The organism is Syntrophales bacterium (assembly GCA_023228425.1).
In the GTDB taxonomy this organism is placed as follows: domain Bacteria; phylum Desulfobacterota; class Syntrophia; order Syntrophales; family UBA2210; genus MLS-D.
Genome location: JALOBE010000014.1, coordinates 50,557 through 61,861, shown reverse-complemented (window position 1 = coordinate 61,861; position 11,305 = coordinate 50,557). Strand labels below are relative to the sequence as shown.

Genomic DNA, 11,305 nt, shown 5'->3' with positions numbered 1-11,305 from the left:
GAAGGACCGGTTTTTCAGCTGTCATCCCAGTCAATATCCCTTGCGTCGAAAACGGGGCCGTCGGTGCAGACCGGACGGTACCGGGGCTCCGGATCGGCGGGCCTGACTTTCACGGCACAGCCCCGGCACACCCCGAAACCGCAGGCCATACGCTCCTCCACCGACACCTGGCATTGCAGACCGGCCCTTTCAGACAGTTCCGCCAGCGTTTTCATCATCGGTCCGGGACCGCAGGCATAGACGTCGGATCCGTCGCGCGCGAGCGACGGAAGATCGTTCCTGAAACAGTCCGTCACCATACCGCGGCAACCGCGGCTCCCGTCGTCGGTGGCAACGAGGACACGGTCACAGACCGCCTCAATCCTGTCGAGACCGGCAAGAAGACCCGCCGTTCGTGCACCGAGGTAAGCCCATATCTCCCTCTCCCGATCGACGTCATTTCTCCGGCAATACTCGGCCAGAAAATTCAGAGGCGCCACTCCCGCTCCACCGGCAACGAGTACCATTCTTCGAAGCCCGGGGTCTATCCGGAACCCTTTCCCCAGGGGACCGAGGACATCGATGCCGTCACCATTCCCCCGGGAGGCCAGCTGTTGTGTGCCCTCGCCGACAACGCGGTAGAGGAGATCGATCCACTGCGTCCCCTCCCCTTCATCCCGGGAATAAATACTGAAGGGGCGCGGCAGGAGCGGCGAATCCGCGCCGGGCGTCCTGATCATCACGAATTGGCCCGGTGTGGCGACAGCGAACGTCCGGGGAAGCTCGATCCTCACAACCCGGTGTTCCGGCGCCACCTCACGATTTGAACGGACGATACCCCGCGCGCGTTCCTTAACCTGCTTCATCGGAACCCGTTAATCCTTTCGCCGGCGAGGGGCATGACCTGGTAAGGTCCGCCCACATGATAAGCGCGTCTTCCCTGGTATCGGCATAATAGCGGGGGCGGACGCCGGTGACGCGGAAGCCGAAGCGGTTATAGAGGCTGACCGCGCTCCTGTTGGAGGGTCGCACCTCAAGGGCCGCCCATCGGGCGCCCCGTTCCAGGGAGATGCCGATCATGTCTGCCAGGAGTTCCGATGCCACGCCCCGGCCGCGGAAGGAACCGTCAACCGCGATGCTTCTCAAGTGCGCCTCATCCAGGACCAGCGAAAAGGAGCAGTAGCCGACCACGGCCCCGTCGCAGAAGGCGGCGCGACTCACACAGCACGAGGAAGACAGCTCGTCCAGGAGCATGCCTTCCGTCCAGGGATTCGGAAAGGATGACCGTTCTATGCGAAGCACCTCGTGCAGATCATCCGTCGCCATGTCCCTGATGGCAAGAAAACCGCTTCCGTCTGTGCCCCGGCGATATTCTGTCACGACAGGGAGTCCTCCTCCGTTATTCCGGTTTATCCTCCGCCCTGCCAGAGGCGCAGGACAATGAGCACGACCAGGAACAGGCCTGAAAAAACCGGCAGTGCCCCTCTCACCTTGATTGTCGAAAGCGCCACGGACATGCCGATGACGGGAATACCACAGTACACGATCGTCAGTGCTGAAAGAACCCGTTCGGGCAGAACCGGGAAGAACTCCCTCAAGATTACCGTACCGACCGTAAGGCACAGAAAAATCAGCAGTGACGACAAGGCGAAGGTCTTTGCCATGCCGACATAGTGCTTCCGCACGATGGCACGGGCATCACCGCGTCGGGCATCCTCCAGAGCCGCTTCCGACAGGGACGTGTTCGATGAGGCCACCAGCATGTCGCCCCATCGGGCGATGAAGGCCACGGGAGCGAAGAGAAGAACCGCCGCCGCCGCCAGCTCCTGCGGCGGGCCTCCCGGGATGCCTCGTGCCGACAGGATGGTGCCGGCCGTTACGAGAACGGAAACAACCGTATCGTTGGGCGGTAGATACCGCCCCATGTGAAACCGGTCTATCCAGAGCAGTTCGATCATGGCCCCCGTCACGAGACCCGTCATGGGGTCTCCCAGGACGAACCCCACGAGGGGGCCCGCGACGACGGGCCGCGAGATCATGACCTGCAGGGCGATCCTGTCGAGGCACAACAGGCCTCCCAGGAGCGCGACCTCAGAGGCGGGAATCCACATGGCACTCCATCCGTCCCGTTCATCATGATACGTTCCCCGGCGTGTGTCTTCCGCCATGGCGCACCATTGACGACTGCGTAATAAGTTCGGGGATGCCTTGTCGCGCTTTTTCTCCTTCGTCATTGCGGCGTACCCCGGAGGAGGCCCTGTGCTTCAGGACGCGCGCGGGGGCAACCCCCGCGTTACCGAGTGTTCGTATTATCAAATCACAATAGGTGAGACCCGCGGCAAAGTCAATCGTTTCCACACCGGTTTTTCAGGTTGACAGCCGATCCGGCGGTGGTTAGAACAATCATAACTCTACCATACGGGGTCGCTCATGAAGGAACAGCCTCTTTCCGGAATCAGGGTCGTGGACCTCACCCGGGTCCTTGCCGGACCGTTCTGCACCATGATCCTCGGCAATCTCGGTGCCGAGGTGATCAAAATCGAACGGCCCGTGACGGGAGACGAGTCACGGCACTACGGACCATTCATCGACGAGGAGCAGAAACACTCCGGGTATTTCATCAGCGTCAATTCGGGCAAGAAATCCATTGCCCTTGACCTCGAGAACAAACGGGACAAGCAGATCTTTACCGACCTGATCAGGGTTTCCGATGTTATCGTCGAAAACTTCCGCCCCGGCGTTCTTGAACGACTCGGTTTCTCGCCGGACCGTATCAGGGACATCAACCCGGACATCATCTATGCCAGCGCGAGCGGATTCGGCCACGGCGGACCGGATTCGCAGAAACCCGCCTTCGACATGATCATACAGGCCGCTTCGGGCATCATGTCCATAACCGGGCTTGAGGACGGCCGGGTAACCCGCGTTGGAACGTCGATCAGCGATATTGTAACCGGCATGTACACGGCAATCGGCATAATCGCCGCGCTCTTCAGACGAGGCCGGAGCGGAGGAGGAACGCGCGTTGATGTGGCCATGCTCGACAGCATGGTTTCCGTTCTCGAAAACGCCATCATTCGCTGCCAGATAACGCGTAAGGTGCCGGGGCCCATCGGATCGCGGCATCCGTCCATAACACCCTTCGGCGCTTTCGAAGCCCGGGACGGGATCGTGGTCATTGCCGTGGGACACGACAGACATTTCCAGCTTCTCTGCGACCTGATAGGACGACCGGACCTCGCGAAGGACAGCCGATTTTCTACCAACAACCTGAGAACACAAAACGTGGAAGCCCTCACGGCCTCCATAAACGAAGCTCTTTCCGCGAACACCGTCGATGCGTGGGTCCGGAAATTCGACGAGGCGGGCATCGTCTGCGGAACGATACAAACAGTACAGGATCTCTTCAGGTCGGAACAACTCGCCTGGCGGAAGATGCTCATCCCTCTCGAACATGATCCCTCCCTGAGGATTGCCGGTAATCCCGTCAAGTACGACGACACGCCCGACATCCTCACCGCCCGGAAGGCACCGGAGCTGGACGAACACAGGGAAGAAATAATGCGGATTATAGCGGGATTCCCGCGGGATACGACCGACAATTCCTGAGGTAAACAGCATCGCGCCGGAGTATCATCAGGGGCCGGCCCTTCGCGTGTTGCCGTTCCGGGGGCGTAGAGCGACAAAAAATCTTTTTTTGCTGCCGCCGCCGTATTCAGCGCAGGCACTGTACCGCGTTTTCAAACGATTCCGGCCTGTCCCGGGGAACGCTCCTGATTTCAACGCTGACACCCAGGCGAACCAGCGTCATCAAATCGTCGATTTCGTCGTCGCTCAATCGAAGGTGGCTCCCCACCATGTTCTTCTTGTACGAGCTGTTCTGAACATTCCCCACGTTGATCGACTCAAACCGGACACCGAGCCGGTGAGCCCTGAGAACATCCTTGATCCCGCTGAAAAGAATGATCGTGTGTCTCGCGTCAGTACTGTCGGAGCCGTCGGCCGGCTGCCCCAGGGCAAATTCTTCGACACTCTGGACGATGAGTTCGATCTCCTTCGGAACGGCCATTCGTATGATCGATTCACGGAACAGGTCACCCGTAACGTCGTCATTGACGACAATAATGCGGGACGCCCTGAGAAACGGAACCCAGGACTCGAGAATCTGGCCGTGGACCAGCCTGTTGTCGATGCGTACCAGCGATCGTTTCACCGCCCGGATCGAACCCCTTGTCTCTCACCGAAGGTTTCGCGCGGAAGCCTCTTCGGTCACCCGCTCCCCGGCGGGAAAGGCGGGAACTGTTCGCGACACTGTCAGTCGTCGGCTTTCCTGTCCAGTATGGCGCCGGCCAGGTAAATATTCTTCCTGCCGTATTCGGCGATGGAATCGGCAAATTCGGCAAGCTTCATCTCCATTCTCAGGGTGGGCACTTTCAGAAGCATGGGAAGATTCACGCCCGTAACGACTTCAATCTTGTTCTTTTTCAGAAACGACAGCGATATGTTGGATGGTGTCCCGCCGAAAAGATCCGTCAGGATAAGGACACCCTCTCCCGAGTCAGCTTTCTTGAGAACCGTGGTGATCTCCTTTTTCAGATCTTCCACACTCTTTGTGGCATCCACTGAAACGGGAAGTACGCCCTTCATCTCCCCCTTGATCAACTCGGCGGCCCGTATCAGCTCCCTTCCGAGATTCCCGTGGGTAATTACTATTACACCTATCATATCTCCCCCGTTCGACGGTTTATTGCCGTAGGCCGTAGTGCTGTAGGCTAATGAATCAGCCATCAATTGTCAAGGGATTAGGCAGAGGCCGCGAAAACGGGACACCGGCGGGCCGAACAGGATTGACAGGGGGGATGATCAGGCTTATACAATTAAAAATCAGCCATGGCGAGCAGGGAGGATATCCCATGACCGTTCCAGCGACACGAAACTGTCCGCATTGCGGCGGCCCCGTCCAACGGTACCGGAACCCCGTCCCGACCGTTGATATCATAATCGAAATCGATGACGGCATCCTGCTGGTTTACCGGAAAAATGAACCCGTCGGCTGGGCGATCCCCGGCGGCTTTGTCGACTACGGCGAGTCCCTTGAAGAGGCCGCCCGACGTGAAGCCCGCGAAGAAACATCGCTCGATGTCACCGATCTCCGGCAGATGGGAAGCTATTCAAACCCTGACAGGGACCCGAGGCTTCATACCATATCCACGGTTTTCATCGCCCGTGCGACGGGAACGCCGGAAGCCGACGATGACGCGGCCCGGATCGGCCTCTTCACAAGGGACAGCCTCCCGGAACCGATCGTCTTCGACCACGGCACCATACTGTCGGACTATTTCAGAACCAAAAAAGCATCGGGGTAACCCCGGACACGGACGGGTCATTCAGGATTTTTTCGTCCCGGCGTTTCTGAGGCTGCCCGATCCCGCCGGTGTCGGGCCTGAAAGGGCCGTTTTCACCACATCCATCATCTCATCGAAGAAATAAAATGTTATATCCTTCCGTACGTTCTTGGGGATATCCTCCATGTCTTTCATGTTCCACTTCGGAAGAATGATGGACTTTATTCCCGCCCGGTGCGCCGCCAGCACCTTGTCCTTGATTCCGCCTACGGGGAGGATCGCCCCTCGAAGGGTAATCTCTCCCGACATGGCAAGGTCCTGCTGCACGGTCCGCTGCGTGAGGAGCGACGTCAACGCCGTGAGGATCGTTACACCCGCCGACGGTCCGTCCTTCTGAATAGCTCCGGCCGGCACATGGATATGGATATCCATGTTATCGTAAAAATCCCTGTCGATGCCCAGCTCTTCCGCGTTGGTCCGTATGAAGCTCAGGGCCGCCGAGGCGGATTCTTTCATCACGTCCCCCAGTTGACCCGTGAGCAGGAGCCCCTTGTTCCCCTTCATGGCAGTGGCTTCCACAAAGAGCAGTTCTCCCCCGGCGGGTGTCCAGGCAAGGCCCATGGCAACCCCCGGTTTTGCTATACGGATGTTTTTCTCCGGTATGATTTTCGGGGGACCAAGGTACTTGTGAAGATCCTTCACACCGATCACCGTTTTCGCTGCCTCACCTCTGACTATGGCGCTGGCAATGCCTCGGCACAGCGTCGCGATTTCCCGTTCAAGATTCCGCACGCCCGCCTCACGGGTATAGGACGCGATGATCTGCTTCTTTGCGGCTTTCGTGAACTTTACCTGTCGGGGCTGAAGACCGTTTTCACTGATCTGTCGGGGAATGAGGTACCGCTCGGCAATCTTGATCTTTTCATCCAGTGTGTAGCCCGGCAGTTCGATCACCTCCAGGCGGTCACGGAGCGCCGGCGGGATCGTGTCAAGTATATTGGCCGTGGTGATGAACATGACCCGGGACAGATCAAAGCTCACATCCAGATAGTGGTCCATGAAGGAATTGTTCTGCTCCGGATCAAGCACTTCCAGGAGCGCTGATGAGGGGTCTCCCCTGAAGTCCATTCCCAGTTTGTCGATCTCGTCGAGCATGAACACGGGGTTGTTGGTCTCCGCCCTGCGTATCCCCTGGATGATTCTGCCCGGCAGGGCGCCAACGTAGGTCCGTCGGTGTCCCCTGATCTCCGCTTCGTCCCGGACACCTCCCAGCGAAATCCTTACGAATTTCCGTCCCAGGGCACGGGCTATGGATGTACCCAGGGAGGTTTTGCCCGTTCCCGGTGGACCAACGAAGCAGAGTATGGGCCCCTTGGTGTCGGGTTTCAACGTTCGGACCGCCAGGTACTCGATAACCCGTTTCTTCGGTTTGAGCAGGCCGTAATGATCTTCATCAAGAATTTTCAGGGCCTTTTTAATATTCAGGACATCCCTGGTTTCAATGTTCCAGGGAAGTGAGGTTATCCAGTCGAGATACGTGGAAGCCACGGTATATTCCGCCGATGAGGGATGCATGCGGGAAAGTCGTGAAAGCTCTCGTTCAGCCTCTTTCCGGGCTTCCTCGGGAAGCCCCCTCTCTTCAATTCTTGACCGGTATCCCTCTATCTCGACTTTCGATTGATCGTCGGTCTCTCCCAGCTCTTCCTGAATGGCCTTCAGCTGCTGGCGCAGATAATACTCCCGCTGGCTCTTGTCAAAATCACCCTTGACCTGTGTCTGTATCTTGTTACCCAGTTCAAGTATTTCCACCTGGTGATTCACCAGGCGTGTCACCATCTCCAGGCGTTCCCGAATGTCCAGGGTTTCGAGGACTTTCTGTTTTTCTTCCGCGTCGACGTTTATGACGGCGGCAATCATATCGACCAGGGCGCCCGGCTGGCGTATGGCTTTCGCCATGGCGCCGAACTCCTGAGGCAGAAAGGGAGACAGTTTTACGACCCGATCGAAAAGACTCACCAGATTGACCATGAGGGCTTCAATTTCTATTCCTTCGGCCTCTCGGTCAATGAGGGTCTTCACCCGCGCCGTCAGGTAATTCTTTCCCGTCAGGAACTCTTCTATCTTGAAGCGACGGAGCCCCTGGAGGATGAGATGGGCCTTGTTGTCACCGGCGTTGGCCATTTTCAGGATGGCGACGACGGTCCCCACATGGTGTATATCATCGGGATCGGGAAGATTTTCGTCGGGAATCTTCCTGGTCATGACCAGACCGATCAATCGGTCCCCCGTCATGGCTTCGTCAACGAGGGCAACCGCCCTTTCGCCGACTACTTCCATGGGAAAGGTCATATGGGGATAGATGACCACATTCCATACAGGCAGGATGGAGAGAACATCGGGGACTTTTATGTCTTTCAGGTCTTCCGACAGCTGCTGTTCGATCATGAATACCTCTCCTTTGCGCGAGCGGACAGGAATAGAACAATTGACTCTATCAGTGAGAGCCGATAGAAACCTTGCAAACCGCACTGGCCGGCGGAATCTTGGGAATCCGTATCTCCAGGAACCCCCCGGACAGGGTTGCTTCTACGCCATCGACATCGACGGGAACGGCGAGGGTGAGTGTGCGTTCGAAATTGCCGTAGGTTATTTCGGCAAGACGGTACCGGCACTGTCCGGCTCGAATCCGTTCCTCTCTCGACCCGTGTATGCGCACCGTACGGCTGTCGATTTCCAGGTGAAGATCCTCGTTGCGCACCCCCGGCAATTCAACGATGACGGTATACAATTCCGGGCTTTCGTAGATGTCCACGGCAGGTCTCCAGATTCGACGGTACACCGTAAGTGCCGGATCGAAAAAACGCATCGCCTCCGAAAGAGAACTGTGTCCTTCCACGTCAAACAGCCTGCGCTCGTCACTGAAACGTATCTTGATGAAATCCATGTTCCTCTCCTGAATCTCCCTGTGAATCCCGAGGGACGGCAGGTTCACCCCTCCATCGAGTGTCACGGGGGAAATCGCGTCTGCCCATACCGGCCCTGACGACTTCGTAAAATGGCAGCGGAGGCTTGCCTGGCACTATAGCCCCTGATGCTCGTTTGCGCTCCGGCCTCCGTCACTGCAGCGTACCGCACAGTACGCCTCGGTCCTCGGAATGCGCACGCCGTGCCTCAAAGAGCTTTTTACAAAGTCGTCCTCTATCAGACGTTTTTCGACATTGTACGAGTTCATCAATCCCTGATGTTGAGCGTTTTTTTCACGAGCCACTTCTCGTGCTCATAATCAATGACCCGCTGCAGCATTATCTTGTTCGCCATGACGGGACCCGCTCCGTGCCAGGTTCCGACGCCATGGAGGCCGGCGGTCCAGTTCTGCAGCAACTTGGTGATCTTCATGATATTCTCCGTCGGCGTTTCAGAACCGAAACCGAGATATTCATTCACGTAATCTTTTGTCTCGGGGTTCCTGAGATCCTTGAAGGACGGCATGGTGACGATCAGGCCGCCGCCGATATCCCCCGCCAATGCCATGACCCTCCAGAACGCCGTTGCCACGTTGAGCTTCGAGACATTGCCCATCAGTTCGTCGGGCATGAACACGCCCGAACCCTCGGGATCCTCTTTTCCGTCATGCGCCGCCGCAAGGCCGCAGGAACGGCTCGTCTCGCGCAGGACCACCATTTCCATGATCTGGTCATTGATGTGGGCGGCTTTGTCCAGACCCTTGTATTCCTGCAGCAGCTTGCAGCCGCCGATTATCTGGTTCATGAACCCGACCTTGCAGGTCCCCCCGCAGGTCATTCGATGGGTCCTGGCGAAGCGGGCCACAAGCTTTTCCGAATACTGATACTCACCACAGTGAAATACCCGTTCCCAGGGAACGAAAACATTGTCGAATATGACCATGGAGGTCTCCCGCTGGCCGTAGAGAGGATTGCCGAGCTCCTCGATGTCGTCCGCCTGCTCCCGTTCAGCCGAACTGGGCGTGTACTGGCATATGTAGGTTATGCCTTCGGCATCCACCGGCGTGGCGAAAGCGACGGCGTAGTCTTCTTCGCCCTTGTAGTGGGCGGCCTGGGGGAGAACATTTATGTAGTGGCTCGCATAGGCCCCGCTGATGTTTATCTTTGCGCCCTTAACAACGATCCCGTCCTTGTTTTTGTCCACGATCTTCAGGGACAGGAAGGGATCCTTCCACTCCAGGGTCTTCTCTTTCCTGCTGCCCCTGGGCTCCGTCAAGGCACCCGCGACGGAAAGGTCTTCCCGCTGGACCATCTTCAGATACTCCAGAAGCCTCGGGTGATACTCGGTGCCCAGATCTCTGTCCATTTCCCAGGTTGTCGCGTAGAGCGAGTGGAAAGAATCGTACCCCACGCATCGGTATATACAGGTCCCGAGCATCTCCGACGTAAATGTGCCCGCCTTGGCCTTCGCCACGAGATCGTCGATACCGGTGCTGACGTGGGTGTAGCGGTTCACCTTGTCATCGATGAGCGGTGAGTGGCAGGTCATGATATCTTCGTACTGCGGGTCGAGGGCCCACTCATAGCTTGCCTTGTTCGCCTCGACAACGGTTCTGGTAATCTTGTTGGTAAGAATGTTGTCGACCTTTTTCCCGTTCATGAAAATACGGGGTTTGATGGTTTTCAAACTCTCCTCAAACTGCTCCGGTGTCATTAATGGCATCGCTTCCCCTCCTGTCTGCTGTTCAGGTCACGGGGTTCCCGCGGCGGACGGATTTCCGTCCCGGGGCTCCCGACCTCTTATTATGTCAGTTTCCTCATCAGCACCTGGGCGGCCACATGGATCGCATCCCAGGCACCACCAAAAGTCGGTGAGTACGCGAGATCCAGGTATCCGACCTCTTCCAGGGACAGCCCGGACCAGAGCGCGACGGAAAGGCTGTTGATCCGCGCCACGGCCCCCTTTTCTCCTACGGCCTGGGCACCCAGAAGCTTTCCCGTCGGCGCGTCGGCCACGAGCTTTACGCCCAGCTTCTCGCCCCGAGACATGGACCGACCCACGGGAAGCCCCCATATCAGAGTACTGACAGGCCGGTAACCATAGGTTTGTGCTTCATTCTCCGTGAGACCCGTCGCGGCCGCTTCAAGATCGAACAGCCTGAAGGACTGCGCGCCCACCACTCCCTCGAATGGGGCCGTCGCGCCGCCTATGTTTCTGCCTGCCGTGCGCCCCTGCTTGTTGGCGATGTCGCCCAGCGGCAGATAGACCCATCTCCCGGCGACACGGTGAAAGACCTCACAACAGTCGCCCACGGCATAGACCTCGTCCCGGGAGGTTCGTTGGTAAAAATCCACTTTTACGGCACCGCTTTCACCCAGGACACAACCTATGGATTGTGCCAGGCTCGAATTGTTCCTGACGCCGACGGCCATGAGAACCAGATCGGCATTAAGCTCTCCCTGGTCCGTTATCACCCTGAGCCGGGAATCGACTCCCTTTTCAACGGAAAGCGGCCTCGTCCCGGGCATGAAGTTGACACCTTGTCTCTCCAGTTCATCTATCATCATGGCGGTTAACTCGGCGTCCCAGCGCACAGCCGGACGGTCCCGGCGAACCATGACCGTCGTCTCCAGGCCCAGGGTTTTCAGGGCCTCGCACATTTCCAGGGCGACATACCCGCCGCCTATGATGACCGCGCTGCGGCATTCGTTGTCATTCAGGAAGGATTTCAGGCGAAGGGCATCCGCCAGATTTCTCATCACGAACACTCCCTCACGGTCCGCGCCGGGGATGTCAAGGCGCAGGGCGTCCGCGCCGGTGGCCATGACCAGGATGTCATAGGACAGGCGGGTCCCGTCGGAGAGACGAACCCTCCCCGCTTCCGCGTCAATACCCTCGACGGCGGTTCCCGTCTTGACGTCGACGCCGGATTCTATGAATTGCCCGGGCGTCCGCACCACGAGCTTGTTGTAATCCCTGATTACATCACCGATGTAATAGGGCATGGGTCAGGCGGC

The 11,305-nt window shown here is 57.9% G+C and carries 11 protein-coding genes; 2 read left to right on the top strand and 9 right to left on the bottom strand.

Annotation, left to right across the window (positions count from 1 at the left end):
• Window positions 1-14 precede the first annotated feature (14 nt).
• From M0Q23_06855 to M0Q23_06845, 3 genes are read right to left on the bottom strand one after another with little or no spacing between them, the layout of a single operon-like run.
• Window positions 15-845 (bottom strand): dihydroorotate dehydrogenase electron transfer subunit, encoded by an 831-nt coding sequence (locus tag M0Q23_06855; protein MCK9528344.1) that lies wholly within the window; start codon window positions 843-845, stop codon window positions 15-17.
• Window positions 832-1,359 (bottom strand): ribosomal protein S18-alanine N-acetyltransferase, encoded by a 528-nt coding sequence (gene rimI, locus M0Q23_06850; protein ID MCK9528343.1) that lies wholly within the window; start codon window positions 1,357-1,359, stop codon window positions 832-834. The genes M0Q23_06855 and rimI overlap by 14 nt, the downstream gene beginning before the upstream one ends.
• Window positions 1,360-1,388: 29 nt before the next feature.
• Entirely contained in the window at window positions 1,389-2,213 is an 825-nt protein-coding gene (locus M0Q23_06845; GenBank protein ID MCK9528342.1) for a PTS sugar transporter subunit IIC, read from the bottom strand.
• Between the two features lie 196 nt (window positions 2,214-2,409).
• On the opposite strand from M0Q23_06845, the gene M0Q23_06840 reads away from it, so the two are divergent.
• Window positions 2,410-3,588 (top strand): CoA transferase, encoded by a 1,179-nt coding sequence (locus M0Q23_06840; protein MCK9528341.1) that lies wholly within the window; start codon window positions 2,410-2,412, stop codon window positions 3,586-3,588.
• Window positions 3,589-3,694: 106 nt separating this feature from the next.
• Here M0Q23_06840 and M0Q23_06835 read toward each other — a convergent pair whose 3' ends face one another.
• Window positions 3,695-4,192 carry a PTS sugar transporter subunit IIB gene (locus tag M0Q23_06835; protein ID MCK9528340.1) on the bottom strand — a complete coding sequence of 166 codons (498 nt, stop codon included), beginning with the start codon at window positions 4,190-4,192 and terminating at the stop codon, window positions 3,695-3,697.
• Window positions 4,193-4,293: 101 nt separating this feature from the next.
• Window positions 4,294-4,704, bottom strand: coding sequence for a PTS sugar transporter subunit IIA (locus tag M0Q23_06830; protein ID MCK9528339.1), 411 nt, complete (start codon window positions 4,702-4,704; stop codon window positions 4,294-4,296).
• Window positions 4,705-4,838: 134 nt separating this feature from the next.
• Here M0Q23_06830 and M0Q23_06825 point away from each other — a divergent pair, with 134 nt between their 5' ends.
• On the top strand, window positions 4,839-5,345 hold the full coding sequence (locus M0Q23_06825; protein MCK9528338.1) for an NUDIX hydrolase: 507 nt from the start codon (window positions 4,839-4,841) through the stop codon (window positions 5,343-5,345).
• A 21-nt stretch (window positions 5,346-5,366) separates the two neighbouring features.
• Here M0Q23_06825 and lon read toward each other — a convergent pair whose 3' ends face one another.
• The 4 genes from lon to M0Q23_06805 form a co-directional block, all read right to left on the bottom strand.
• The gene (gene lon / locus M0Q23_06820) at window positions 5,367-7,769 is read right to left on the bottom strand and encodes an endopeptidase La (GenBank protein MCK9528337.1); all 2,403 of its coding nucleotides are present in this window, start codon (window positions 7,767-7,769) and stop codon (window positions 5,367-5,369) included.
• 49 nt (window positions 7,770-7,818) lie between these two features.
• Window positions 7,819-8,268, bottom strand: a complete 450-nt coding sequence (locus M0Q23_06815) for an Hsp20/alpha crystallin family protein (protein MCK9528336.1) — start codon at window positions 8,266-8,268, stop codon at window positions 7,819-7,821.
• Window positions 8,269-8,555: 287 nt separating this feature from the next.
• On the bottom strand, window positions 8,556-10,010 hold the full coding sequence (locus M0Q23_06810) for an aromatic ring hydroxylase (protein MCK9528335.1): 1,455 nt from the start codon (window positions 10,008-10,010) through the stop codon (window positions 8,556-8,558).
• 80 nt (window positions 10,011-10,090) lie between these two features.
• Window positions 10,091-11,293, bottom strand: coding sequence for an FAD-dependent oxidoreductase (locus tag M0Q23_06805; GenBank protein MCK9528334.1), 1,203 nt, complete (start codon window positions 11,291-11,293; stop codon window positions 10,091-10,093).
• Window positions 11,294-11,305: the final 12 nt, after the last annotated feature.

Bases quoted from the DNA above. Each gene is read 5' to 3' on its own strand.
- M0Q23_06855 (MCK9528344.1), bottom strand. From the start codon at position 845: ATGAAGCAGGTTAAGGAACGCGCGCGGGGTATCGTCCGTTCAAATCGT.
- M0Q23_06845 (MCK9528342.1), bottom strand. From the start codon at position 2,213: ATGACGAAGGAGAAAAAGCGCGACAAGGCATCCCCGAACTTATTACGC.
- M0Q23_06840 (MCK9528341.1), top strand. From the start codon at position 2,410: ATGAAGGAACAGCCTCTTTCCGGAATCAGGGTCGTGGACCTCACCCGG.
- M0Q23_06830 (MCK9528339.1), bottom strand. From the start codon at position 4,704: ATGATAGGTGTAATAGTAATTACCCACGGGAATCTCGGAAGGGAGCTG.
- M0Q23_06825 (MCK9528338.1), top strand. From the start codon at position 4,839: ATGATCAGGCTTATACAATTAAAAATCAGCCATGGCGAGCAGGGAGGA.
- lon (MCK9528337.1), bottom strand. From the start codon at position 7,769: ATGATCGAACAGCAGCTGTCGGAAGACCTGAAAGACATAAAAGTCCCC.
- M0Q23_06815 (MCK9528336.1), bottom strand. From the start codon at position 8,268: ATGGATTTCATCAAGATACGTTTCAGTGACGAGCGCAGGCTGTTTGAC.
- M0Q23_06810 (MCK9528335.1), bottom strand. From the start codon at position 10,010: ATGCCATTAATGACACCGGAGCAGTTTGAGGAGAGTTTGAAAACCATC.
- M0Q23_06805 (MCK9528334.1), bottom strand. From the start codon at position 11,293: ATGCCCTATTACATCGGTGATGTAATCAGGGATTACAACAAGCTCGTG.